Origin of the sequence: Microbulbifer variabilis ATCC 700307 (genome assembly GCF_000380565.1) — a bacterium.
Classification (GTDB): domain Bacteria; phylum Pseudomonadota; class Gammaproteobacteria; order Pseudomonadales; family Cellvibrionaceae; genus Microbulbifer; species Microbulbifer variabilis.
Genome location: NZ_AQYJ01000027.1, coordinates 100,496 through 124,187, shown reverse-complemented (window position 1 = coordinate 124,187; position 23,692 = coordinate 100,496). Strand labels below are relative to the sequence as shown.

The 23,692-nt window shown below is 53.5% G+C and carries 25 protein-coding genes; 15 read left to right on the top strand and 10 right to left on the bottom strand.

Annotated features, from left to right (window positions below):
• Nucleotides 1-75: 75 nt before the first annotated feature.
• Nucleotides 76-414, top strand: a complete 339-nt coding sequence (glnK, locus tag G367_RS0113615; protein ID WP_020413692.1) for a P-II family nitrogen regulator — start codon at nt 76-78, stop codon at nt 412-414.
• 380 nt (nt 415-794) lie between these two features.
• Nucleotides 795-1,019 carry a hypothetical protein gene (locus tag G367_RS0113610; RefSeq protein ID WP_020413691.1) on the top strand — a complete coding sequence of 75 codons (225 nt, stop codon included), beginning with the start codon at nt 795-797 and terminating at the stop codon, nt 1,017-1,019.
• 82 nt (nt 1,020-1,101) lie between these two features.
• Here G367_RS0113610 and G367_RS0113605 read toward each other — a convergent pair whose 3' ends face one another.
• From G367_RS0113605 to lptM, 4 genes are all read right to left on the bottom strand, one after another.
• Nucleotides 1,102-1,839: a DUF484 family protein gene (locus G367_RS0113605; RefSeq protein ID WP_020413690.1), complete on the bottom strand. Its 738-nt coding sequence runs from the start codon at nt 1,837-1,839 to the stop codon at nt 1,102-1,104.
• Between the two features lie 128 nt (nt 1,840-1,967).
• Nucleotides 1,968-2,798 (bottom strand): diaminopimelate epimerase, encoded by an 831-nt coding sequence (dapF, locus tag G367_RS0113600; RefSeq protein WP_020413689.1) that lies wholly within the window; start codon nt 2,796-2,798, stop codon nt 1,968-1,970.
• Nucleotides 2,799-3,026: 228 nt separating this feature from the next.
• Nucleotides 3,027-4,280: a diaminopimelate decarboxylase gene (gene lysA / locus G367_RS0113595; RefSeq protein WP_020413688.1), complete on the bottom strand. Its 1,254-nt coding sequence runs from the start codon at nt 4,278-4,280 to the stop codon at nt 3,027-3,029.
• Nucleotides 4,277-4,552: an LPS translocon maturation chaperone LptM gene (gene lptM / locus G367_RS23880; RefSeq protein ID WP_020413687.1), complete on the bottom strand. Its 276-nt coding sequence runs from the start codon at nt 4,550-4,552 to the stop codon at nt 4,277-4,279. The genes lysA and lptM overlap by 4 nt, the downstream gene beginning before the upstream one ends.
• 106 nt (nt 4,553-4,658) lie before the next feature.
• Between lptM and cyaY the strand changes: the two genes are divergently transcribed.
• Nucleotides 4,659-4,985, top strand: coding sequence for an iron donor protein CyaY (cyaY, locus tag G367_RS0113585; RefSeq protein WP_020413686.1), 327 nt, complete (start codon nt 4,659-4,661; stop codon nt 4,983-4,985).
• A gap of 57 nt (nt 4,986-5,042) precedes the next feature.
• Here cyaY and argH read toward each other — a convergent pair whose 3' ends face one another.
• Nucleotides 5,043-6,467: an argininosuccinate lyase gene (gene argH, locus G367_RS0113580; RefSeq protein WP_020413685.1), complete on the bottom strand. Its 1,425-nt coding sequence runs from the start codon at nt 6,465-6,467 to the stop codon at nt 5,043-5,045.
• A gap of 90 nt (nt 6,468-6,557) precedes the next feature.
• Between argH and G367_RS23875 the strand changes: the two genes are divergently transcribed.
• Nucleotides 6,558-7,715, top strand: a complete 1,158-nt coding sequence (locus G367_RS23875; RefSeq protein WP_020413684.1) for a sensor histidine kinase — start codon at nt 6,558-6,560, stop codon at nt 7,713-7,715.
• On the top strand, nt 7,712-8,458 hold the full coding sequence (locus tag G367_RS0113570; protein WP_020413683.1) for a LytR/AlgR family response regulator transcription factor: 747 nt from the start codon (nt 7,712-7,714) through the stop codon (nt 8,456-8,458). The genes G367_RS23875 and G367_RS0113570 overlap by 4 nt, the downstream gene beginning before the upstream one ends.
• Nucleotides 8,459-8,469: 11 nt before the next feature.
• Here the strand turns inward: G367_RS0113570 and G367_RS0113565 are convergent, their stop codons facing one another.
• The 4 genes from G367_RS0113565 to G367_RS0113550 form a co-directional block, all read right to left on the bottom strand.
• Nucleotides 8,470-9,069 (bottom strand): LysE family translocator, encoded by a 600-nt coding sequence (locus tag G367_RS0113565; RefSeq protein WP_020413682.1) that lies wholly within the window; start codon nt 9,067-9,069, stop codon nt 8,470-8,472.
• Nucleotides 9,070-9,080: 11 nt separating this feature from the next.
• Nucleotides 9,081-9,836, bottom strand: coding sequence for an SDR family oxidoreductase (locus G367_RS0113560; RefSeq protein WP_020413681.1), 756 nt, complete (start codon nt 9,834-9,836; stop codon nt 9,081-9,083).
• 163 nt (nt 9,837-9,999) lie between these two features.
• Nucleotides 10,000-11,151 (bottom strand): PilT/PilU family type 4a pilus ATPase, encoded by a 1,152-nt coding sequence (locus G367_RS0113555; protein ID WP_020413680.1) that lies wholly within the window; start codon nt 11,149-11,151, stop codon nt 10,000-10,002.
• Between the two features lie 67 nt (nt 11,152-11,218).
• Nucleotides 11,219-12,253, bottom strand: coding sequence for a type IV pilus twitching motility protein PilT (locus tag G367_RS0113550; protein ID WP_020413679.1), 1,035 nt, complete (start codon nt 12,251-12,253; stop codon nt 11,219-11,221).
• A gap of 69 nt (nt 12,254-12,322) precedes the next feature.
• Here G367_RS0113550 and G367_RS0113545 point away from each other — a divergent pair, with 69 nt between their 5' ends.
• Complete coding sequence (locus tag G367_RS0113545) at nt 12,323-13,027, top strand: YggS family pyridoxal phosphate-dependent enzyme (protein WP_020413678.1); 705 nt, start codon at nt 12,323-12,325, stop codon at nt 13,025-13,027.
• Nucleotides 13,028-13,066: 39 nt separating this feature from the next.
• The gene (locus G367_RS0113540; protein ID WP_020413677.1) at nt 13,067-13,291 is read left to right on the top strand and encodes a hypothetical protein; all 225 of its coding nucleotides are present in this window, start codon (nt 13,067-13,069) and stop codon (nt 13,289-13,291) included.
• A 126-nt stretch (nt 13,292-13,417) separates the two neighbouring features.
• On the opposite strand, the gene G367_RS0113535 is transcribed toward G367_RS0113540, so the two are convergent.
• Entirely contained in the window at nt 13,418-15,421 is a 2,004-nt protein-coding gene (locus G367_RS0113535) for a S9 family peptidase (RefSeq protein WP_020413676.1), read from the bottom strand.
• A 140-nt stretch (nt 15,422-15,561) separates the two neighbouring features.
• Between G367_RS0113535 and proC the strand changes: the two genes are divergently transcribed.
• The 8 genes from proC to hemW all read left to right on the top strand — a co-directional run bounded on the left by proC (nt 15,562) and on the right by hemW (nt 23,604).
• Complete coding sequence (proC, locus tag G367_RS0113530) at nt 15,562-16,395, top strand: pyrroline-5-carboxylate reductase (RefSeq protein WP_040628952.1); 834 nt, start codon at nt 15,562-15,564, stop codon at nt 16,393-16,395.
• Nucleotides 16,396-16,459: 64 nt separating this feature from the next.
• Nucleotides 16,460-17,068, top strand: a complete 609-nt coding sequence (locus G367_RS0113525; protein ID WP_020413674.1) for a YggT family protein — start codon at nt 16,460-16,462, stop codon at nt 17,066-17,068.
• Between the two features lie 151 nt (nt 17,069-17,219).
• Complete coding sequence (locus tag G367_RS0113520) at nt 17,220-19,187, top strand: dynamin family protein (RefSeq protein ID WP_020413673.1); 1,968 nt, start codon at nt 17,220-17,222, stop codon at nt 19,185-19,187.
• A gap of 115 nt (nt 19,188-19,302) precedes the next feature.
• Nucleotides 19,303-20,508, top strand: a complete 1,206-nt coding sequence (gene metX / locus G367_RS0113515) for a homoserine O-succinyltransferase MetX (RefSeq protein ID WP_020413672.1) — start codon at nt 19,303-19,305, stop codon at nt 20,506-20,508.
• Nucleotides 20,498-21,088, top strand: a complete 591-nt coding sequence (gene metW / locus G367_RS0113510; protein WP_020413671.1) for a methionine biosynthesis protein MetW — start codon at nt 20,498-20,500, stop codon at nt 21,086-21,088. Before metX ends, metW begins: the two co-directional genes overlap by 11 nt.
• 141 nt (nt 21,089-21,229) lie before the next feature.
• A complete protein-coding gene (locus tag G367_RS0113505; RefSeq protein ID WP_020413670.1) occupies nt 21,230-21,682 on the top strand; it encodes a DUF4426 domain-containing protein in 453 nt (150 codons plus the stop codon).
• A gap of 97 nt (nt 21,683-21,779) precedes the next feature.
• A complete protein-coding gene (gene rdgB, locus G367_RS0113500; protein WP_020413669.1) occupies nt 21,780-22,397 on the top strand; it encodes an RdgB/HAM1 family non-canonical purine NTP pyrophosphatase in 618 nt (205 codons plus the stop codon).
• Nucleotides 22,381-23,604 (top strand): radical SAM family heme chaperone HemW, encoded by a 1,224-nt coding sequence (gene hemW, locus G367_RS0113495; RefSeq protein ID WP_020413668.1) that lies wholly within the window; start codon nt 22,381-22,383, stop codon nt 23,602-23,604. Before rdgB ends, hemW begins: the two co-directional genes overlap by 17 nt.
• The last annotated feature ends 88 nt before the right edge of the window (nt 23,605-23,692 follow it).

Here is a 23,692-nt window from a genome sequence, read left to right as displayed (position 1 = left end):
ACGATACTGCCCCATGTAGGGGCGCTATCTGACTGAGGTTCCCGCAAAGAAGACAAATCAGGGGAAATACAAGAAATGAAATTGATTACGGCCGTTGTAAAGCCCTTCAAATTGGATGACGTGCGTACCGCATTGTCTGAGGTTGGGGTTCAGGGGATGACAGTAACTGAAGTAAAGGGCTTTGGTCGCCAGAAAGGGCATACGGAGCTCTACCGTGGCGCTGAGTATGTGGTGGATTTTCTACCCAAGGTTAAGCTGGAGTTAGCGGTCGACGACGATATGGTGGACTCTGCTGTTGAAGCGATTACCAAAGCTGCACAGACCGGGAAGATTGGTGATGGAAAAATCTTTATTACAGCACTGGAAGAAGTGATCCGTATTCGGACCGGCGAAACCGGATCTGAGGCTGTTTAATCGGCAGCAAACTTAGTTATTCTCTTCTCTCAGGCCATCTGTGTCTGGTGCCTATACAAGCCCCTTCCGGGGCTTTGTTGTTTCAAAACCTTAGTCCTCCTAGATGCCTTTAGGTTATTTGCAATGGTGGGCTGCCGTATTGTCGCTAAATTCCCCATAGCAAACCGTAATATTCCCCGGTTTTTGTCCCAACAAAAAACTCTACTGTACCGGCTGCTTGTGGCTGGCGGCTCAGATCGAGAGTGCCTATATATTAATCGCCGCTTTGATGCGGTAGGGGATCGCCACAGATTGTGGCTTTCGGTTTCATTCTCGCCGCGGGAAGGGGCGGCACAGAGGTACTCCCTCTGTAACAGGAGTAAGGGTTACAGGGTTTTGCTATGAAAGATGGTTATGAAGATCAAGGCAAGAACTCCCGCAGCAAAGAGTCTGAGGAATTTGCCGAAGAACGCTCTATTACCTCCCGTGAACGTGCCAGAAGCCAGTTGAGCACGGATGTGGAGGAATTTCTCGCCAGCGGCGGGGCAATTAGTGAAATTGACCCGGAAGTTACTGCCGATCCCCCGCGTAAACCGCAGCCTAAATACGGCAGTCGCCCTATTTAGCGCCTGAGGGATTGCCGCCCCTGCAGTGAGGATGGCGGCAATTCCTTTTTAAAGATCCTTCCGGGCTTTGGAAGGTGCAGTCTCAGCGCCCCATCAGACTGGGCAGCAGGCGCTCTAATACTTCGCCAATGTAGGAAAGAAACAGGGTGCCGAGGCTTGATCGATAGTACTGAGGGTCAGAAGAGCCAACGGCGAGCACGCCCAACTGGTTACCTAAGGGAACCACCGCCGCGGAAGCGACATCCTGCCAGCTTTCACCAAAAAGGAATTCTTTCTCGCCGGGGCGTAAGGCACCACATACTGGGCGACCATTACGCAAAATTCCTCCAATTGCCGTTTCTGCACCTGCGTGTGAGCTGGTTTGTACCTGTCCCAGGCTGCGGGCACTGGGTAGTGGCCCAAATAGGGTCAGGTTGGTGAATTCCACATTGAAATCATTAGCAAAGCTGGAATAGAGAGCGTCTGTTGCTTCGCCGATGTCCTGAGCTTCAAGAAGGGCTAGGATCAGGCGGCGGCTGTTAAAGAAGAGTTGGTCGTTGTCACGGGCATTGTGCAGTAGTTGGTCCAAGCGCTGGCGCATTTCAATATTGCGCTCTCGCAAGAGGTTGGTTTGATGTGTCATCAGAGACACGGTCTTCCCATTTTCCCGCGGTAGCTTGATGGTTTCGAGTAGGTCCATCCGGTCGACAAAGAATTCGGGGTTTTGCATCAGGTAGCGAGCCACCTGCCGAGCTAGAAGCTTGTCATCCCGCTGTGTTTCCTTGTGACTGCCGGCGACAATCTCTTCAGAGCTCTGATTGGCGTCTGTCTGTTCCATCATGGTCCATTTACATTATTGGCGCGGGTTTTGGGTGAAATGACAGTCCCAGTGGGTAAGGACCCACTATCGAAAGGTACTACAGAGTTCCCCGGGAGGTCGGATAGCCGCCATCTTGCCCGCAAAATTATTCAAATAATGATTTGCCCGTGGAAAACTGTTGTTGCGGGCCCGGTCATAGTAACCGGCTGGCCTGGCCCACTCCAGTGAATTGTCAGCTTGCCACCGGGAAGGTGAATTTCAACCTTTTCATCCACAAGCCCGCGCTGGTGTGCATAAACCATTGCCGCGCAAGCACCAGTGCCGCAGGCACGAGTTTCTCCCACCCCTCGTTCAAACACACGCAGTTGCGCTTCGTCACGGGAGTCGATTTGTAGAAAGCCCACGTTGACCTTTTGTGGGAAGCGCGGGTGAGCTTCAATTAGCGGTCCCAACTGGTCAACTGGGGCTTGCTGTACATCCTCAACCAGCAGTACCGCGTGGGGATTGCCCATAGATACGGCACCGATGGTATATGTCTCGTCAAGGACATCAATGGGGTAACTGTCAGCGTAGCGATCGGCACTGAAGGGGATTTGTTCCGGCTCCAGCACTGGTGCGCCCATATTGACGCTTACTTGGTCGCCATCCATGACTTTAAGTTGCAGGATGCCACCGGCCGTTTCGACTTTTAAACGCTTCTTGCCGGTGAGGCGGCGGTCGCGCACAAATCGGGCGAAGCAACGCGCGCCATTTCCGCAATTTTCCACTTCACTGCCATCGGCGTTGAATATTCGGTAGCGGAAGTCTGCATCGGGGTCGCGGGGAGATTCCACCAGTAAAACCTGATCGCAACCAATGCCCAGGCAGCGGTCGGCAATTCGACGAATTTTGTCGGGGGATAGTTTGATTCTTTGACTGATGCCGTCGAGCATCACAAAATCGTTGCCAAGCCCATGCATCTTGCTGAATTTAACGCGCATTCCATTTCTCTAATGATTTTGTGTACCTGACGGATATGGATGCCTCTCAGGCTCGAATATGCCGTGGCGACACAGGTGTTTCCTGGTCCACCTGGTCACCATCGATTGGCATTACCAATATGTCGAGATTTTATAAGTATCGAACAGCCTGCCTGTGGGGTGTTCGCGTAGCCCCCAGAGATGGTGGCACTAAAATCTTTATTTTGACATCTATTTCGCCACAAAGAATCAGGCTTTCTCCGGTACCGGGGTTTCTCCCCGCACCAGGTCGCTAAAGCTTTCCCGCGCCCTTACCTGGTAGGTGTTGCTACCGTCGACCAGCACTTCCGCTGCCCGTGGCCGGCTATTGTAGTTGGAACTCATGGTAAATCCGTAGGCACCGGTAGAGAGCATGGCTAGCAGCTGACCCTGTCGTAGAGTCAGGGCCCGGTTTTTGCCGAGGAAATCACCGGTTTCGCATACTGGCCCGACGATATCCCACATGGCGTTTTCCCCGTGATCGGGGGTCACCGGCACTATATCCTGCCAGGCCTGGTACAGGGCCGGACGCAGATTATCGTTCATTGCCGCGTCAACGATGGCGAAATTGTGCTCCTGCGTGCGCTTTAGATAGTCAATGCGGGTCAGAAGCACACCGCCATTGGCGGCGATTGAACGCCCTGGTTCAAGGACCAAGCCGAGATTGCGATCGCCAATGCGCTTAAGTACTGCCTCGAGGTAATCCGCCACCGGTGGGGGCTCTTCACCTCGATAGCGCACGCCCAGGCCGCCGCCCAGGTCCAAATGCTCTAATTGGATGCCTTTATCGGCGAGGTCATCTACCAAAACCAGGAGTCGATCCAGGGCATCGAGGAAAGGTGCGACTTCAGTGAGCTGAGAGCCGATATGGCAGTCCACACCAATTATTTTCAAGTGGGGGGACTTGGCTGCACCTAGATAGACTTTCAGGGCACAATCAATAGCGATGCCGAATTTGTTTTCCTTGAGACCGGTGGAGATATAGGGGTGAGTTTGCGCGTCGACATCAGGATTTACGCGCAGGGAAATTGGGGCGACGGTTTCGCATTCGGCAGCTACCTGCTCCAGGCGCAGCAATTCAGCTTCAGATTCGATATTGAAGCAGTGCACACCCACTTCCAGGGCGCGGCGCATCTCATTGGCAGTTTTGCCCACACCGGAAAAGACTATCTGTGAGGGATCACCGCCTGCCAGTAATACACGCTCCAGCTCACCGCCAGAGACGATATCGAAGCCTGACCCCAGCTGAGCCAGTAATGAGAGTATGCCAAGATTGCTGTTAGCCTTGACCGCGTAGCAGATCAGGCCGGGATGGTTGCCCAGGGCATCGGCATAGGCCCGGTATTGCCGCTCAAAATGAGCGCGGCTGTATACATAGGTGGGAGTGCCGAATTGCTCGGCAACCTGCTCGAGGGAGACGTCTTCAGCCCAAAGGCTGCCGTTGCGATAACTGAATTCACTCATTTCTCAGTTTCTTGCTCCTCTGGGTATTCTTCATACAGCGGCTCTTCTCCTAATGGTTCAGGCACAGCTTCACCGGCCGGTTCAATGGCTGGTCCACTGGGCTCCACTGCAGTGCTGCTGGTAGGCGCCGTATTGGGCGGACCAGTAGTAATACTCGGCGCGGGCTCTGCCGGTGCCTGAGGTAAGTACAGCGGGCCCTTCTGGCCACAGCCTGCAATCAGTGCGGAGGCACCTAGCAGCGTGAGGAGCGGGAGAAGTATTTTTTTCGGCATGGGTGACATCCTGCGCTCGGGCTTTCGAAGCGGTGTTCGGCAAAAGCCTGATAGTATAGCGGCCGAATAAATTCATCACAGTAGACGGTAACAGAAGTAACAAAAGATGAGCCAAGCGGAATACGAAGCGGCCATTGAGCGGAGCCTGATGGCGATAGAGGATGCCCTGGATGAGTGTGATTGGGACATCGATTACGAGCGTAGTGGGTCGGTTTTAACTCTTACGCTGGAGGATAATGGAAGCCAGGTGATTCTCTCTCGCCAGTCGGCCAGTCGCGAATTGTGGGTGGCAGCTAAATCCGGCGGTTATCACCTGGCCTTTGAAAACCCCGGCTGGAAATGCGGCACTACCGGGGAGGATCTGGCCACTCTGCTTGATCGTGTGCTGAGTGAGCAGCAGGGCGAAGAGGTCAGCTTGGGGCTTAGGCCCTAACCGCAGTAATTTGGCTTTTTAGAAAGCCCGGAAAGCCGGGCTTTAACTTCAAATCCACTAACAGCGCTGTTTGATTGCTTCACGTGCGCGCGCACAGGCCGCACGTACCTGATTGGGTGCGGTACCACCGATATGGTCACGGGCGGCCACCGAGCCCTCAAGGGTGAGCACTTCAAATACATCCTCGCTGATTTCAGCAGAAAATTGTTGTAGTTGCTCCAGGCTTAGTTCAGCCAGGTCCTTGTTCTGTTCAATGGCAAAGGATACTGATTGACCGACGATCTCATGGGCATCACGGAAGGCAACACCTTTGCGTACAAGGTAATCCGCCAAGTCCGTCGCGGTGGAAAAGCCCTTGGCGGCCGCCTCCAGCATATTGTCTTTTTTCGCCTTGAGAGCCGGTATCATATCTGCAAACGCGCGCAGGCAATCCAGAGCGGTGTCGGCGGCGTCAAACAGCGGTTCTTTATCCTCCTGGTTGTCCTTGTTATATGCCAGCGGTTGACTTTTCATCAGAGTCAGTAAGGCGACTAGGTGCCCGTTTACACGGCCGGTTTTACCGCGTACCAGCTCAGGCACATCCGGATTTTTCTTCTGTGGCATGATGGAGGAGCCGGTGCAAAAGCGATCCGGTAGATCAATAAAATCGAACTGGCTCGAAGTCCAAAGGACCAGCTCCTCGCTCGCTCGGGAAAGGTGAGTGAGCAGCAGCGCGGCGAAAGCGCAGAATTCAATGGCGAAATCCCGGTCGCTGACGGAATCCAGAGAGTTTTCGGTCGGGGCATCAAAACCGAGTAATTCAGCAGTGCGTGCGCGATCAATAGGGTAACTGGTGCCGGCCAGTGCGGCTGCGCCCAGGGGAGAGCGGTTGACTCGCTTGCGGCAGTCCATCAAGCGCTCATAGTCCCGGGTAAGCATGGCGTTCCAGGCCAGTAGGTGGTGGCCAAAAGTCACCGGTTGAGCGCTCTGTAGGTGAGTAAAGCCCGGCATAATAGTGCCCGCTTCGCGTTCCGCCAGCGCTACCAGGCCGGTTTGCAAGCGGCTTAGCTCGCCTGCAATCCTATCGATGCGCCCCCGCAGCCATAGGCGAATATCCGTTGCTACCTGATCGTTGCGGGAGCGGCCAGTGTGCAGTTTTTTACCGGTGGCACCGATGCGCTCAGTCAGGCGCGCCTCGATATTCATGTGCACATCTTCCAGCTGCACTGACCACGGGAACTCCCCTGCCTTAATTTCCTCTGCTATTTCCTTCAGGCCATGGGCGATCTTTTGATATTCATCTGCACTCAATACCCCTACCTCAGAGAGCATCTGGGCATGGGCGAGAGAGCCTTGGATATCCTCCAATGCCATGCGTTGGTCAAAGGTGACTGAGGCGGTGAACCTCTCTACGAAGGCATCAGTGGCTTCACTGAAGCGGCCTCCCCAGAGTTTGGCGGCCGGGTTATTGGCGGAATCGGTGGGGGTTTTTTCGTTGCTCATGGTTTTCCTGGCTGCAGTGAGGTGAAAGGCCGGGGAGCTTGGTGGTATCTTGCGCTTTAAACGTTAGGGACAGTCAAGAATAACAATTGCATGTCAAACTCCAGGCCGGCAGGCATTATATCGCAGAAAATTCGAAAAACTGATACTGATAACAAGGATTCTGCGCTTCCTGGTGTTTTGCCTTTCCTGCCGGATTTGTGCAGCGTCACTTCCCTGGCAGCACTGGTGCTGATGGGAGAACTGTTGGCCCTGGTGCTGGTATTGGCGCTGGATGGGTTGCGAGAATTCAGCTGGCAGCGCCTGGGGTTGATCTCCCTGGTTATCCAGTGGGTGATATTGCCCTCTGCAGCTGTACTCTGCCGCCTGCGCCCCCTTTTGGCCAAGCTCTCGCACAAGCGCGCCGGTGCTATCAGCTTTATAGCGGTGCTGGCGGTATTGATAAGCGTGATGGGAATACAGCGCTATCTGCGCGTACTGCTGTTACAGGCCGATTTCGATTGGTGGGGCCTGGCCAGTGATTGCTTGCTGGGGGCCATTTGCTCTGGGGTGGTTTTGCGCTACGCCTATTTGCAGCAGCAGTTATATAACCAGCAACAAGCTGAGCTCGGCGCACGTATTGAGGCGTTGCAATCCCGTATCCGTCCCCACTTTCTGTTTAATAGTATGAATAGCTTGGCCAGCCTGATCGCTGTGGACCCAGATCGTGCCGAACGACTGGTAGAGGATTTGTGTGCTCTGTTCAGGGCCAGCCTAGCCGATCCAAAACTGGTGCCTTTACGGCAGGAGATTTTGCTGGCGCAGCGCTACCTGGAGATCGAGGCATTGCGTCTGGGGGATCGCCTGAGACAAGAATGGCAATTGGGTGAAGGACTGAATGACATCCAGTTACCCAGTATGTTGCTACAGCCCCTGCTTGAAAATGCGGTGTTACACGGCGTGGCTAAATTGCGTGAAGGTGGGGAAATCAACGTACGAGTTGAAGTTGAAAGTGGTGTTCTCAGGATTGCTATCGAAAACCCCTTGCCCCAGGAAACTGTGCACACCTCCAGGGAAAATAATGGCATGGCGATGGAAAATATCCGCCAACGCCTGTCCGCTTATTACGGCAATCGCTTTATGTTTACCGCCTGTCGGGAGGATGGACACTACAGAGTGGCCCTGCAGCTACCCTTGTTTCCCCGGGAGGCGGCTCTGCGGGAGACAAAGGCCGCTGTATCTACCACTAGAAAAGCCGAGGTGATGGAGTGACCCAGCTGCGAGTCCTGATTGTCGACGATGAACCCCTGGCCCGTGCGCGCCTACAGCGGCAATTGGCCGCGATCGATAACTGCACAGTGATCGGTGAGGCAGCCGATATTGAAACCGCACTAGTGCAGGTGCAGATACTTGATCCGGACCTTGTATTGCTAGATATCGAAATGCCCGGTGGCAGTGGTTTGGAATTGGCACAACAGTTATCTGTTCGCGAATGCCCACCGGCAGTTATTTTTTGCACTGCCCACGATGAATTTGCCTTGCCGGCATTCGCAACTTCAGCAGTGGGCTACTTGTTAAAACCGGTCACTTTAGAGCTGTTGCGCCAGGCTATTACGAAGGTACAGCGCCTCAGCAAACCCCAACAAAAAATGCTGGAAGAGCAGGAATCAGAAGCATCCGATCATCGAAGCCGCATCAAAGCTGTCAGCCGCCGGGGAGTGGAATTACTGGAAGTGGATACGATCCGTTGCCTGGTTGCCGATAGTAAATATGTGGTAGCTCACCATCTTGCCGGCGAAACAATTTTGGATGAGTCCCTTAAGGAGTTGGAGAGTGAGTTCGGCGATCGCTTTGTGCGCGTACACCGCAGCGCCCTGGTCGCTGTGGAATATATCGCCGGTTTGCGCAGGGAGGGTGGAAATTATCGGGTGGAGTTGGATGGTGTAGCAGAGGCGCCGCTGGTAAGCCGACGCATGCTGCCTTCTGTAAAAGCACTAATTACGGAGATATGCTGAGTATTCAGTTTTTAACGCAGAAAAACAAACAATACTGCAGCTACCATCAATAGAGCAAAGCTCACTCTGATTACTCTCGCTTGTTTTGGTTTGTGGAAAACTGGCCGCAGGCTGCCCCCAAGGTATAGCCAGATAAAATCCACTACAGCAGCGACAATCAAGCAGACCAATCCTGTGGCAAGATAGCTGAAACCGCTCTCTTCGATAGGCAGTAGAAACTGGGAAAAGATCGCAAAAAAAGCGGCGTAGGCTTTTGGGTTGAGCAGATTAAAAATAAACCCATCCAAAAGGGATGGCGGTTGGGCTGCTGCCGACTGTTCCTGAACCAGTACCGGTGCCGTGGCAATTTTGAAGGCGATATAGCCAATGTAAAGTGCTCCACATATCTGCACTGTCAAACGAGCCTCGGGCCAGGCAGAAAGCAGGGCGGCTACACCGGCAGTGGCACCGACAATGGCTACGCATAACCCAAGCAGGATACCGATAAGGAAACCGGTACTTTGCCTCACTCCAAAGGTTGCTCCTGAAGCTGCCAGAGCGAGTGGTGCGGGGCCGGGAGAGCCGAGTAACAGGCCTGTGGCTGCAATCAGTGAAGATAATGCTTCTAACATAAACTCTTGCCCTATTTCCCACCTGCGACATCAATAAATGAGCCAGTGGTAAACGACGATTCATTGCTTAAAAGCCAAGCTATCGCAGAGGCCACTTCTTCTGGCAGTCCCCCTCGTTTTAGAGGGGTCGTAGATTTTAGCCGCTCCACCCGATCTGGTTCTCCGCCAGCAGTATGCATCTCTGTATAGATCAAACCTGGCCGTACTCCATTTACCCTGATTCCCTCGCTGGCAAGTTCCTGGCTTAGCCCGATGGTCAAGGTGTCTACTGCCCCTTTACTCGCTGCATAGTCAATATATTCGTTGGGTGAGCCCCAGCGGCTGGCAGCAGAAGAAATATTGACGATGGCACCACCGCTGCCCCCCTGTTTGGTCGACATTCTTCTTATGGCTTCGCGGCAGCAAAGTAGGGTGCCAGTAACATTCGTTCGAAGTACCTGGTTAATTCGCTCCGCTTCCATTTTTTCAACGCGCATTTGGGGTTTGAGTGTCGCGGCATTGTTCACCAGGTATTGAAGGGGGCCGAGTTGCCGGTCTACTTCATTAAATAAGTGGGTGATATCGGCTTCTGATGAAATATCAGCACGTACGGCGATTGCTTTAGTACCTAAGGCCTTGAGTTCATTCAGCAGGCTTTCGGCCGAGTCTTTTCTCTCCCGATAACTGATGGCGATATGGTATCCATGCTGGGCAAGTAATCGTGCCGTTGCGGCACCGATCCCACGGCTTCCGCCGGTGACTAAGGCAATATTATTTTTAAGGGGCACTTTGCAACTCCTGAAAAGGGGGAACTATTGGGAATAAATAGGGGTACCTTTGATTTTTTTTGTTGTTAAAGAATGAGGGAGGGTATCTGAAAAATACGGAGGAGGCACTGACGGCAGCGCTGTCAGTGCCCCTGGATGAGATCGGGCTTAATGGGCTTTAATTTTAATACAGTTGCGGGCCACCATCGCCGTATTCCGAATCATTTTGCAGGCTTAATTCGCCAGCGGCACTATTCAAATATTCCGCATCGGACTCGGACTTGAGTTTGATCATCAAGCGCAAGTCGTTGGAGGAGTCAGCGTGGGCGAGGGCATCCTCGTAGGTAATCTCGCCGCGGTCGTAGAGTTCATACAGGGCCTGGTCGAAGGTCTGCATACCCTGTTCGCCGGAACGCTTCATCAATTCTTTCATTTTGTGTACCTCGCCCTTGCGGATCAGGTCCGACATCAGCGGGGTATTGATCATAACCTCCAGGCAGGCCCGGCGGCCATCGCCGTCAGGTGTTGGCACCAGTTGCTGTGCCACCATCGCTTTCAGGTTCAGCGACAGGTCCATAAACAACTGTTGGTGGCGGTCTGCCGGGAAGAAGTGAATGATACGGTCCAGGGCTTGGTTGGCGTTGTTGGCATGCAGGGTACAGAGACACAGATGGCCGGTTTCGGCAAAGGCAATGGCGTGGTCCATTGTCTCGCGGGAGCGTACCTCACCAATCAGAATGACGTCTGGTGCCTGACGCAGGGTATTTTTCAGGGCCACTTCGAAGGACTCTGTATCCAGGCCAACTTCACGCTGGGTTACGATACAGCCGCGATGCTGGTGAATAAATTCAATCGGGTCCTCAATAGTGATGATATGGCCTTTGGAGTTCTCATTGCGGTGGCCAATCATCGAGGCAAGGGAGGTAGACTTACCAGTGCCGGTTGCACCTACAAAAATAATCAGGCCACGCTTGGTCATCGCCAGCTCTTTGAGTACATCCGGCAGGCCAAGCCCGTCAATCGTGGGAATCTTCGTTTCGATACGACGCAGCACCATGCCCACCAGGTTGCGCTGGAAAAATGCCGAGACCCGGAAGCGACCTACGTTGCGTACGGCAATGGCGTAGTTCAGTTCCTTTTGTTCAGCGAATTCGCGTCGCTGCTTCTCATTCATGGTGCCCACCACCAGTTCGCGTGCTTTCTCTGGTGTGAGCGAGGTACTGCTGCAGGGTACAACACGTCCGTGCAGTTTGATCGAGGGTGGTATGCCTGCGGTGATAAACAGGTCCGATGCACCTTTCTCTACAACCAGTTGTAGGAGTCTTTCAATTTCCATGGGTGTTTACCGCGTTTATTTTTGACTTTGAGGGGCCCTGCAGCGAGCCCCCGGTGCGCTGTAACGCTTAGAAGTTTTCCGGCATTTTGGCTTTTTCTCGCGCGACTTCGCGGCTGACGATACGGCGTGCCACCAGATCCTCAAGGCACTGGTCCATGGTCTGCATACCGACACTGGCGCCAGTCTGGATAGCCGAGTACATCTGCGCGATTTTGTCCTCGCGGATCAAATTACGGATTGCCGGGGTGCCGCGCATAATCTCGTGAGCGGCGACACGGCCTCCGCCATTTTTCTTCAGGAGGGTTTGGGAGATTACCGCCTGTAGTGACTCCGACAGCATTGAGCGAACCATCGCTTTCTCCTGCGCAGGAAAGACGTCTACAACCCGGTCAATGGTTTTTGCTGCAGAGGTGGTGTGCAGGGTACCGAACACCAGGTGACCGGTTTCTGCGGCGGTTAGTGCCAGTCGGATGGTTTCCAGGTCCCGCATCTCACCCACGAGAATAATGTCCGGGTCTTCACGTAATGCAGAGCGCAGAGCTTCGGCGAAGCCGTGTGTATCCCTATGTACCTCGCGCTGGTTTACCAGACACTTTTTTGACTCGTGTACGAATTCAATTGGGTCTTCGATGGTGAGGATATGTTCGTACTTGTTGTCGTTGATGTAATCCATCATCGCGGCCAGCGTGGTGGACTTACCGGAACCGGTAGGCCCAGTCACCAACACCAGGCCACGCGGGGTATCGGAGATCTGTTTAAAGACCTGGCCCATCCCCAGGTCCTCCATGGTCAGTACCTTGGAGGGAATAGTCCGGAATACAGCGCCGGCCCCACGGTTGTGATTAAAGGCATTCACACGGAAACGGGCCACGCCAGGTACTTCAAAGGAGAAGTCGGTTTCCAGCAGCTCTTCATAATCCTTGCGCTGCTTATCATTCATGATCTCGTAGATCAGGCCGTGCACCTGCTTGTGCTCCATGGCTGGCAGGTTGATGCGGCGCACGTCGCCGTCCACACGAATCATCGGTGGCAGACCGGCGGAGAGGTGCAAATCCGAGGCGTTTTGCTTGGCGCTGAAGGCGAGGAGTTCAGTGATATCCATACTGCTACCTTATGGTTCTTGTTTGGGCTCAGGTAAAATCGCCACTTATTTCGGTAAGGGCCCCAGTATATGCGCAAAGAGACAATCGTCGAAAACCTGAATGCAGTAGGTGAGCGGATTGTGACATGCTGCAACAACTGCGATCGCAACCCGGCAGAAATCACTCTGCTGGCGGTTTCCAAAACGCGACCCCCACAAGATTTGCGAGTCGCCTACGCGGCTGGCCAGCGCCACTTTGGCGAAAACTATTTGCAGGAAGCCCTGGAAAAACAGGATGCCCTTTCTGATCTCGATATTCACTGGCATTTCATTGGGCCGTTGCAGTCGAACAAAAGCCGTGCGGTTGCCGAGAGGTTCCAATGGATGCATACAGTCGACCGGCTGAAAATTGCCCAGCGTCTTTCATCGCAGCGCCCCAAAAACCTGGGCCCTCTCAATATCTGCCTGCAAGTGAATATCGATGGCGAGCAGAGCAAGTCTGGCATAGCTCCACAGGATTTGGTGGCTCTGGCGCGTGAAGTGGTGAAACTACCTGGGCTTCGTTTACGCGGGTTGATGGCGATTCCCGCTGAGCGACAGGGTATTACCGCTCAACAAGAGCCCTTTGCCAGGCTAGCCAGCTTGTTGCAGCACTTACGTGAAGAATTTCCTAACGAAACCATGGATACCCTGTCGATGGGAATGTCCGGGGATATGGAGGCAGCGATTTCCTGTGGCGCCACCATTGTGCGCATCGGCACAGATATTTTTGGCGCTCGTAATTATTCTGCGTAAATGGGGCTGTGTTTTACCCAAAACTTTTAGGGAAATGGAATGACGAAATCAGGGAATCTCGAGGTGGTATTACTGGGATTAACCCTGTGTGCTGTAATGGCTTTATCAATGGCGCAGAACTTGTGGACCACTTGGTTGGCACTTGAGTGGCTAGCATTTATTTGCCTTCTCTCATTTTACTTCCCGAAGATGTCAATGATTACCGACTTCCTTAGTAATACGGTAACCCGATCGCTGTGGCCGGAGAGCCGACAATGGTTGTAGCTGGTGGCAATTGCCTTAAATCTCCTTGCGATAATAGAGGCGCCCCTATTTGGCAGTGATTAAAAAGGTGCTAGTAGAATTGATATGAAAACGGCCCAAAGGGCCGTTTTCGTTAGAGGGTTCGTATTAATTTTTCAGCGCCAGTTTCTTTTTCCGCTCTTCGCCGAGCAAATGTTCTGCAAAGAACAATGCCGTAGCTTGAGTAAAGGCATCGCTATTCTCCTTTTTGCGATAACCGTGTCCTTCGTTTAATGCGTTCATATACCAAACCCGGTTGCCGTTTTCACGCAGGGCGTCCACGATCTGCTCGGCTTCTGTAACAGGTACTCGAGGATCATTTTGTCCCTGTACCACAAACATCGGCACCTGGATTTTCTCCACATTATTGTTGGGGCTGATTTTTTCCAGGAAGGCCCGCATCTTCGGATCGCGTTCGTCACCATACTCTACCCGGCGTAAGTCTCGACGGTAGCTCTTGGTGTTGGTGAGGAAAGTGACAAAATTAGAGATGCCGACAATATCTACAGCAGCTTTCAGGCGGTTTGAGTAGTAGACACTACTGGCCAGCACCATATAGCCGCCATAGCTACCGCCGAAGACAGCAATCCGCTCGGCATCCAAGTCTGGTTGGGTGGCGATCCAGTCCAGTAGGGCACCGATGTCTTTCACCGAGTCCTCGCGCTTATACCCGTTGTCCATGGCCAGGTAGCTTTTACCGTAGCCGGCAGAACCGCGTACGTTGGGAGCAATTACTGCGGCCCCAAGCTCCTCCAACCACATTTGATAGGTGCTGGAGAACAGCGGGCGATACTGCCCCTCGGGTCCGCCATGAATGGAAATAATGACTGGCACCGGACCTTTAGCGTTGCGTGGTTTGTACATGAAAGCTGGAATTTCCCGATGCTTGCCATCTACCTTGTCGAAAGTTGGATAGTGCACCAGCTGGGGTTCGACAAACTGCTCGGTGTCGAGGCCGCCGACTTCGCTAAATGTCCAGCGGTTGAGGTCACCACTGGAGAGTGGACGACGGCCCAGCTCTAAAACAAAAGTATCTGTAGGGGTTTTTGGGGTATTCAGGGACATTGCCAGCCTATCGCCTCGAGGATTGAACTCGATGCCGCCGATAACGCCAATCGGGAGGGAATTGATCTTGCGATAGCGGTCATTGCGCGGGTTATAGAGATAGAGTGAGGACATACCCCCCTCGTTAGCCACGAAGGCACCGCGACGACCGTCTTCACTGAGAACAAAATCGTTGATGTCCCAGGGGATATCAGCGGTAATGACTTTTTCATCACCACTGGCTAAGTCTTTGCGAATCAGCTGGGTGAATTCTCCCCCTTTATCACTCATCAGGAATGCAGAGCGGTCGTCGTGGCTAAAGCCAACGGGAAAATTGCGGGAGTCTACATCGTCATCCCCGGCGAGCAGTTTCAGTTCTCCGCTATCTAGGTCCAGCAGGTGGACTTTGGATCGAGTGGAGGAAACATACTGCAACACGAGCAGTTGGCTACCGGATTGTGAGAAGCCGCCTGGCCCCCACCAACTGCCATCTGTTGATTTCAGAATCAGGCGGTCTTCTTTCTTAGCTCCGTCAAAAGTGGTGAGCCAGATATCATTGGCTTTACCGTCGCGGCGAGTACTCTGATAGGCCATGGCGGAGCCTTGCTTATTCCAGAGGATAGCGCCGTTTCGGGATTCGCCATCAGTGATCATCTCACTCTGGCCATTGTGCGTATCAAATAGAAATATTTGTGTATATTCATTCCCGCCAGCATCCATAGTGAATGCCAGTTGCTCGTGATCCGGACGTGTGGCGACACTGCCGATAGGCTCTTCGAAGAAGGTCAACTGGCGGCGGGCGCCACCGGCGCGATCTACTTTGTGTAATTGATTCACCTCGCCAAAGCGGGTGCTGACATACATTCCGTTGCCATCTATATCCCAGCCGCGGAAGCTGGCTGATCGTACATTTTGATAGCGGTTCAGTTCATCAATGATGCTCTGGGGTACCTGTGGAATGTCCTGCAATATCAGTTGGCCGTTGTTTTCGGTACGAGTTTCTACCGCACCGGCAGCGCCCGTCGCGCAAAGCAGTGCGGCGGTCACTAAAGAGCGCCATTTATGCATATCATTCTCCTTGGCAACGCGTGAGGCGCGTTTCTCTTGTTATTGGAATTGAGTGACCACATATTAACGAAATCCCCGCTGGGGAAAATAGCGACTGAAATTCACAGCAGCTGAGCCGAGTGCTCGCCGAGGTAATCCGAGTGACTGTAAAAAATCCCAAAATCGTTTTTATCGGCGGCGCCGGCAATATGGCTGGAGCGGTGATCGGCGGCCTGCTCGCGGCTGGCTATCCGACGGAAAAGGTTGTTGCTACTGGGCGCGATCCTCTCAAGTTGGAGTCGTTTGCCAAACGCCATGGCGTTGTCGCGCACGATGATAACATCGCTGCAATTGATGAAGCCGATGTTATCGTGCTGTCAGTTAAACCCCAGGTCATGCGCGATTTGTGCATGGATCTGCGTCCGCATCTGACTAGACGCAATCCCCTGGTGATTACTCTGGCTGCCGGTATACCCCTGGCTGCCTATCAACGCTGGCTAGGTGAGCACCTGCCAATTGTGCGTGCTATGCCAAATACTCCAGCGTTGGTTCAGGCAGGGGTCACTGGTCTTTACGCCGATGCGGCGGTGACCGCAGAACACCGCGCTATTACCGAGCGTATCGTCAATGCAGTGGGTATTTCCCTGTGGGTGGAGCAAGAGGAGGGAATTGATCAGATTATCGCCGTTGCAGGATCTGCCCCAGCATACTTTTTTCAATTTATGGAAGCCATGATTGATGCATCATCTGCCAGTGGCTTTGCCCGTGCTGATGCGGAGCGCCTCGTGTTGCAAACTGCCCTGGGCGCCGCCAAACTGGCCATGGTCAGCGATGTGGATGTGGCCCAATTGAAGCGTAACGTAATGTCGCCGGGCGGTACCACAGAGCGTGCGGTACAGCGCTTTGAGCAGGGCGGCCTTCCCCAGCTGGTAGCGGATGCAATGCGTGATTGTGCCGAGCGCGCTGCAGAAATGGCCAGGGAGCTGGACCGCTAGGTAAAAATAAATTAAAAGCGGCGTATGGAGCGCTGTAATTCACTCAAATTTTTGGAACTTTTCGATGGCAAATACCTTCAGCAATATCGGGGTCTTCCTGGTGGCAACCCTCGGTATCCTGTTCCTGTTTGTGGTTTTGATGCGCTTTTTGCTTCAGTTGGCCCGCGCAGATTTTTACAATCCAATTTCCCAGGGCATCGTGAAAATTACCAATCCGCTGTTATTACCACTGCGCAAGGTGGTGCCGGGGTTTCTCGGTGTGGACATGGCCTCGCTGGTTTTGGCACTTCTGGTGGGGTTGGTGATGATTTTGGTTTGTGGCCTGTTCGCCGGCTATGGCCTATTTAATCCTTTGAGTGCACTGCTTTGGTCTCTGATCGGCTGTGTAGCGACGGTGATTGCGGTTGTTTTTGTAGGAATGTTGATTTCGATCGTGTTTAGCTGGATCGCGCCCCATAGTGGCCACCCTGCTTTGATGTTGTTACGTCAGTTGCTCGAACCATTTTGTGCGCCGATACGCCGCCTGATACCGCCTTTGGGGGTGATTGATATCAGCCCGATCTTCGTGTTTATCCTGCTGACAGTGGCAGACAAATTGCTGTTTGGTTTTGCACAAATGGCAAATATGCCAGCTTTCGTCTACAGCCTTTTCTGGCATATCCCCGGATTTTAAGTGGTGATGTCGCAAGTTTTCTTGCGGCGCGCGCACTGGATCGCATTTGGCGCGGTGTTAGACTCTTATACTTAAGGTTGACCATCCCAATACTCGCATTCGGAGTGTTGGGGTCTTGTCTGCAGGGTATAGATAACAAGAACACCGTGAAATGGAAGACGCACTCCTTCGCCAGCACATCTCCGATTACGACCGTTGGAAGAAAAACCTGGACCGCCAGTTTGCCCAGTTCAACCAGTGGTTACAGCAACATTTCCCAAACTCAGCCGGTGCTTGCCAGGTTGTCCAGCAGGCACGTGCTTTACTCACCGATGATCAATTTACCCTTGTATTGGTCGGTGAGTTTTCCCGTGGCAAGACCGAGCTGATTAATGCTCTGCTATCACAGACCTACAGCCAGAGGCTGCTGCCATCTAAACCTGGCCGCACCACAATGTGCCCTACGGAAATTTTCAGTGATGGCAGCGAGCGTGCCAGTCTGCGACTGTTGCCTATAGAGACCCTCGCTACCAATACCAGCCTGGAGAGTTTTCGCCGGATTCCGCAGAAGTGGATTACCCACGAGTTCGATGCCAATGATCCCGAGGCTACTCGCACGGCGTTATTGAAGGTGGCTGCGACCAAATCAGTGTTGCCTGAAGAAGCTGCGCGTTACGGCTTTGATCGTCGCCACTTGGATGATAAAGGCAACTTGGTAGAGATCCCCGCCTGGCGTTATGCATTGATCTGTCTGCCACATCCTCTGCTTGACCAGGGGTTGCGTATTATCGATACGCCGGGGCTCAACGCTCTCGGCAACGAGCCGGAACTGACATTGAGTACACTGCCCAGCGCCCAGGCTGTGGCCTTTCTATTGGCCGCGGATGCCGGCGTCAGTGGCACCGATATGAATATGTGGGAGACCCACCTGGCTCCGCTGCGCGATCACCGCGGCACTGCAGTGATGGCGCTGTTGAATAAGGTCGATGTACTTTGGGATGATCCCGATGAGGACGCGGAACTGCTACTTCGGCGTATGAGTGCCCAGGTGGCAAAACTGTTGTCTGTACCACAGGAAAGCGTTGCTGGTGTCTCGGCGAAAATGGCATTACTTGCGCGCCAGCAGCAGGATCTGAACTTGTTGCGTAACAGCCGGTTTGGCGATTTTGAAAAGCTGCTGGTGCAGCGCCTGTTGGAGCACCGCCAAAAAGTGGCAGAGCATCGCTCATTGCACCAGGCCCTTACGCTGATGGCGGACACCCGCGATCTCCTCAAGCGCCGCCTTAATAGCGGCCGTGCCGCATTGGTACACTTACAGCGCAATAGTGCCAGCACCGAGGAGCAGTTGGCAGAACTGGGCCAGCTGCAGCAGACCGTGAAGGAGCAGCACAAGCTCTGCCACCACGAACTGCTTACTCTAAAGTCCAGCCAGCGCATGTTGATGCGGCAGAGTACGTCCCTTTTGGCGCCAATTTCCACTCAGCAGCTGCAGCAACTGATTGATGACACCAGCAAAGCGCTGCACAAAAGTTGGACACCTATGGGGCTGGCTAAGGCTATCGACACTTTCATGGAAGGTGTCGATCACCAACTCGCCAACCTGGAGCGGGAGGTAGACCAGGCAAATCGGTTACTCGATGCGGTTTTTGAGCGTTCCAGCCTGAAGAAGGTCGACAGCGTCGAGCAGTATTTCACCGTCCGGAAATTCCGTGCCACCCTGCGTGGTTTACATCGTCAGGCGGCCCAGCTGCGCCGCTCTCCACAGTTATTGCTTGCTCGACGCAATCGCCTTAGTGAGCGATTTATAACCACCCTTGCCAGTGAGGTGGGGCGCCTCTACAACCAAATGGGAGTTGCTGCGGAAAGCTGGCTGGAGCAGGCCCTTGAGCCGTTGAAACAACATGTTCAGTACCAGAAACACCTGCTCAATCGCCACCTGATTAAGCTTACCGAGTTGAAGCAGAAGACCCGCAGTAGGCGCACCGATCTGCGCACGCTTGAAGATGAAGTACTGCGCAACGATCGTGCGTTGACGGCACTTGAAGAATTGCTGCGCCATAGCAGCTCTGCACCGCAGCCGTTGGCTCCTGCACCTCGGGCTCATAATGTCACACCACTGAAGGCCTCCCTCTCGAGTTGAGTTGGAGTGGAGGCTTAATTGGCGGTTACAGTGATTGTCATAAGTCGCGGCGCTCCCGTACACTTGAGGCATCAGCATTTGCCAACCGCCAAATAACCCGACAGATATAAACACTTTGTCTACGGAAAACCCCACCGCTTCCAGAGAGTGCCAGAATACCGCTGATGCGGACTCAGTAGGCCTTGTTACGCCCAAGAAACAAGAATTTACTGAGCCATTACAGCTTGCCTGTGGGCGTGTATTACAAGGCTACACCCTGGTCTACGAGACTTACGGAACACTAAACACTGATAGAAGCAATGCGATTTTGATTTGCCATGCCCTATCAGGCCATCACCACGCTGCTGGTAGGCACAGCCCTGATGACAAGCGGGCGGGCTGGTGGGACCACTATATTGGCCCTGGTAAGCCTATTGATACCAGCAAATTCTTTGTGGTCTCCCTGAATAACCTGGGTGGTTGCCACGGTTCTACCGGCCCGGTTTCTATCAACCCGACCACAGGCAAGCCCTGGGGACCGGATTTTCCCCCAATGAGAGTACGTGATTGGGTTCACAGCCAAGCGCGTTTGGCGGATCTATTGGGTATTGAGCAGTGGGCAGCGGTCATCGGTGGCAGCCTGGGTGGAATGCAGGCTATGCGCTGGGCATTGGAGTACCCAGAGCGACTGCGCCATTGTGTGGTGATTGCTTCAGCTATGAAACTCTCAGCCCAGAACATCGCTTTTAATGAAACTGCACGTCAGGCTATTACCTCTGACCCGGACTTCTGTGGTGGGCGTTACCTTGAGAGGGAGAAATTACCGCGGCGTGGTCTGGCTGTGGCGCGTATGATCGGTCACATTACTTATCTTTCCGATGATGGACTGGCCAATAAATTTGGGCGCGAATTGCGCACTGGCAGTTTTCAGCCGGGTTCTGATGAGGAGGTGGAATTCCAAATCCAGAGTTACCTGCGCTATCAGGGCGATAGCTTCTCCAGCAGCTTTGACCCCAATACCTACATCCTGATGACCCGTGCGCTGGATTATTTTGATCTTGCGCGGGAGTACAAAGATGATCCGGTGGCGGCATTTGCCAATGCCAGTTGTCGCTTCCTGTTGGTTGCCTTCACCTCCGATTGGCGTTTTGCCCCCGATCGCTCTCGGGAGATCGTCAATGCTCTGATGCACGCTAACGTTTCGGTAAGCTATGCCGAAATTGAGTCCGCTATGGGGCATGATGCATTCCTGCTGCCAAACGAACGCTATGAGGGGATCTTCCGCGCATATATGCAACGAGTGGCCGCTGAGATAATAGAGGAGGGGCGCTATGCGTATTGATCTCGATGTTATCCAGGACTGGATAGCGCCCAATAGTCGTGTTCTGGACCTGGGCTGCGGTGACGGTGCACTGCTGGAGCAGCTGGGGAAAAATAAGAATGTTATTGGCTATGGCTTGGAGATTGACCCGGAACAAATAGAATTGTGTGTGGAGCGTGGCGTTAATGTAGTTGAGCAGAACCTGGATACGGGGCTCGGTAACTTTGCTGACGGTAGTTTCGACGCAGTGGTCATGACACAGGCTCTGCAGACCCTGAGGCATCCGCACGAGGTTGTACGGGAGATGTTACGGGTGGGGCGCGACTGTATTATCACTTTCCCCAATTTCGGGCAGTGGAGGGCACGCTGGCACCTGGCGTTTTCCGGACGAATGCCAGTTTCGGATCTATTACCTTTTGAGTGGTACGACACGCCCAATATTCACTTTTGTACTTTCCGTGACTTTGAAGTGCTGTGCAAACAGAACGACTGGACTATTTTACACCGCCAGGTAGTATCCGAGTCGAAAATTGGTGTGACTTTCAAAGACTTTTTACCAAATTTATTTGGTGAGACAGCGATATATCACCTAACTCGCTAAACTAATATTTGCGCCAAGTTTTTGTCCTTGGTTCGGGGCAGATCGCAGCTTTTGGTGGGTGGCGCACAGATAGTGGCCCGCCGTCGCAGTCCAGCGCCCGCCAACTCAATAGGTGGTGCTCATAACAATTGGAGGTGAAGCGTGAAACGCATCCTTGCCGCAGCCGCCACTCTGGCCCTGCTTTTTATGACCGCCGGTGCCGTTGCGCAAGAGGCCCGTATCATAAAGAACTATGAGGATTTTGGTGACTACCGGGTAGTTTATTCTGTGTTCAACAGCGACTTTATCCAGCCTGATATCGCCCAGAAGTATCAGCTGGCGCGAGCCAGGGACCGCGCTTATGTCAATGTCTCGGTGGTAAAGAAAGATGGTGGTACCCGGGGCCTTGGTGCAGAGCTGACCGGCAATGCAACCAATCTGATCCAGCAATCGCGCCCATTGAAGTTTAAAGAGATCCGCGACGGCAATGCGGTTTACTACTTGGCGCCGTTGCGCTTTGAGAATGAAGAGACCCTTACCTTCAATGTGGATGTCACCTTACCCAATGGTAAAAAGGAGAGGATTACTTTCCGCCGCAAACTGGAAAGGCCTTAACCGCTTCAGCGTTTTGTTTGTATCTAGACGCGGTGGCGCACCTTTCATTTGATTGTGAATCGATGCGGGCCTCGGCCCGCTTTTTAGTTGATGCAACATGCTAAAAAAAATTGTCTTAGCCAGCGGCAACGCCGGCAAACTACGAGAGTTCTCGCAGCTTTTCAGTACTTGGGATATTCAGGTTCTGCCCCAATCGGAGTTTGGTGTGGAAGACGCCGAGGAGACTGGGCTGAGCTTTATCGAAAATGCTTTGATCAAGGCCCGTCATGCTAGCCGCATCAGCGGTTTGCCCGCGCTGGCTGACGATTCCGGCTTAGCGGTAGATGCCTTGGGCGGCGCTCCTGGGATTTACTCTGCGCGCTATTCCGGTGAAGGGGCGAATGATGAGCGCAATAACAGTAAGTTGCTTGATGCTTTGCGGGGGATTGAAGCATCGGCTCGCAGTGCGAGTTTTCATTGTGCCCTGGCTTTCGTACGTAGCTATGACGATCCGGTGCCATTAGTGTGTAGCGCCCAGTGGCGTGGGCGCATACTGGAGACGCCCATGGGAGATCAGGGCTTTGGTTACGATCCGCTTTTCTATGTAGCTTCAGAGGGCATGACTTCCGCTCAGTTACCGCGAGAGGTAAAAAACCGATTGAGCCATCGCGCTCGGGCTGTAGGGCTGTTTGAGGCTATGTGGCGCGAGCAGATGACGGGTGCCGATCTTGAATGATAACAGTGGGTTATTGCAGCTGCCGCCTCTCAGCCTGTATGTGCATATTCCCTGGTGTATACGCAAATGCCCCTATTGTGACTTCAATTCCCACCAGGCTGCGAGGGATCACACAGACACTGCCTATGCCCTTCCGCAAGAGGAGTATGTGGCTCAGCTGCGGCGAGATTTGTTAAGTCAACTGCCTTGGGTTCAGGGGCGTAAGCTGCAATCGATTTTTTTTGGCGGCGGCACGCCAAGCTTATTTTCCGCAAATGCTATCGGGGAAATTGTGGCTATGGCTGCAGAGCTGGTGGGCTTTGCCGAAGGCATAGAGATTACCCTGGAAGCCAATCCCGGTACTTTTGAGCAGGCAAAATTCAACGGCTACCGTAGGGCAGGTATCAATCGCTTGTCGATCGGGGTGCAGAGCTTCAATAGCACGCAGTTGCATAACCTGGGCCGCATCCACAGTGGTGATGAGGCTGCCGGCGCCCTGTCTATGGCGCGCAGGGCCGGTTTTGACAATATCAACCTGGACCTGATGCACGGCCTGCCAGGGCAGACGGAAGATGAGGCACTGGAGGATCTGCGCCGTGCTGTGTCCCTGGGACCGGAACATATTTCCTGGTACCAGCTTACGATTGAGCCGAACACCGCCTTCTACAGTGCTCCACCGTCCACACCTGGTTCACAGCTGATTGCCAGCATACAGAGTAGCGGGCGCGAGTTTCTCGCTGCAGAAGGTTACCTTCGCTATGAGATATCTGCTTATAGTGGGCGCGGTTTGGAATCTCGCCACAACATCAATTACTGGTCGTTTGGGGATTATCTAGGTATAGGTGCAGGTGCTCACGGCAAGGTCACCCTGCCTCATGAAGGTCGAATCCTGCGCAGTCGGCGCACACGTACGCCGCGGGATTACATGAATTTTGCAGCTTCGGGGAGCGAGTTGTTGCACAGGGAGCTGGCAGCGCCCCATGCCGATGCAATAGAAAAGGCCGATTTGCCTCTGGAGTTCCTGATGAACACCCTGCGCCTAGCCGGCGGGGTGCCGAAAGGCACTTTTGCGTACTATACCGGCCTGGCCCTGGAGACTTTACAGCGACAATGGCCGACCTTGCTGGCGATGGATCTGGTTCAGCCGCTGGAGCAACGTATTGCCGCCAGTGCTTTTGGCTTCGACTATCTTGATGAGATTCTGCAGCGCTTTCTGGAACAGCCGTGAGCCCAGGGGACTTGAAAAGTGCACCTGCGCCCCAATCTACGCGTTCAATGGCGCATTTTGGCTGTACTCTCATAGCCCCCATCGTGAG

Excerpts from the sequence above, each read along its gene's own strand:
- G367_RS0113540 (WP_020413677.1), top strand. The coding sequence starts at position 13,067 with ATGACGAAATCAGGGAATCTCGAGGTGGTATTACTGGGATTAACCCTG.
- glnK (WP_020413692.1), top strand. The coding sequence starts at position 76 with ATGAAATTGATTACGGCCGTTGTAAAGCCCTTCAAATTGGATGACGTG.
- dapF (WP_020413689.1), bottom strand. The coding sequence starts at position 2,798 with ATGCGCGTTAAATTCAGCAAGATGCATGGGCTTGGCAACGATTTTGTG.
- G367_RS0113520 (WP_020413673.1), top strand. The coding sequence starts at position 17,220 with ATGGAAGACGCACTCCTTCGCCAGCACATCTCCGATTACGACCGTTGG.
- G367_RS0113545 (WP_020413678.1), top strand. The coding sequence starts at position 12,323 with ATGCGCAAAGAGACAATCGTCGAAAACCTGAATGCAGTAGGTGAGCGG.
- G367_RS0113525 (WP_020413674.1), top strand. The coding sequence starts at position 16,460 with ATGGCAAATACCTTCAGCAATATCGGGGTCTTCCTGGTGGCAACCCTC.
- lptM (WP_020413687.1), bottom strand. The coding sequence starts at position 4,552 with ATGCCGAAAAAAATACTTCTCCCGCTCCTCACGCTGCTAGGTGCCTCC.
- G367_RS23875 (WP_020413684.1), top strand. The coding sequence starts at position 6,558 with ATGTCAAACTCCAGGCCGGCAGGCATTATATCGCAGAAAATTCGAAAA.
- argH (WP_020413685.1), bottom strand. The coding sequence starts at position 6,467 with ATGAGCAACGAAAAAACCCCCACCGATTCCGCCAATAACCCGGCCGCC.
- rdgB (WP_020413669.1), top strand. The coding sequence starts at position 21,780 with ATGCTAAAAAAAATTGTCTTAGCCAGCGGCAACGCCGGCAAACTACGA.
- cyaY (WP_020413686.1), top strand. The coding sequence starts at position 4,659 with ATGAGCCAAGCGGAATACGAAGCGGCCATTGAGCGGAGCCTGATGGCG.
- G367_RS0113605 (WP_020413690.1), bottom strand. The coding sequence starts at position 1,839 with ATGATGGAACAGACAGACGCCAATCAGAGCTCTGAAGAGATTGTCGCC.
- G367_RS0113535 (WP_020413676.1), bottom strand. The coding sequence starts at position 15,421 with ATGCATAAATGGCGCTCTTTAGTGACCGCCGCACTGCTTTGCGCGACG.
- lysA (WP_020413688.1), bottom strand. The coding sequence starts at position 4,280 with ATGAGTGAATTCAGTTATCGCAACGGCAGCCTTTGGGCTGAAGACGTC.
- G367_RS0113565 (WP_020413682.1), bottom strand. The coding sequence starts at position 9,069 with ATGTTAGAAGCATTATCTTCACTGATTGCAGCCACAGGCCTGTTACTC.
- G367_RS0113610 (WP_020413691.1), top strand. The coding sequence starts at position 795 with ATGAAAGATGGTTATGAAGATCAAGGCAAGAACTCCCGCAGCAAAGAG.
- G367_RS0113555 (WP_020413680.1), bottom strand. The coding sequence starts at position 11,151 with ATGGAAATTGAAAGACTCCTACAACTGGTTGTAGAGAAAGGTGCATCG.
- G367_RS0113550 (WP_020413679.1), bottom strand. The coding sequence starts at position 12,253 with ATGGATATCACTGAACTCCTCGCCTTCAGCGCCAAGCAAAACGCCTCG.
- metW (WP_020413671.1), top strand. The coding sequence starts at position 20,498 with ATGCGTATTGATCTCGATGTTATCCAGGACTGGATAGCGCCCAATAGT.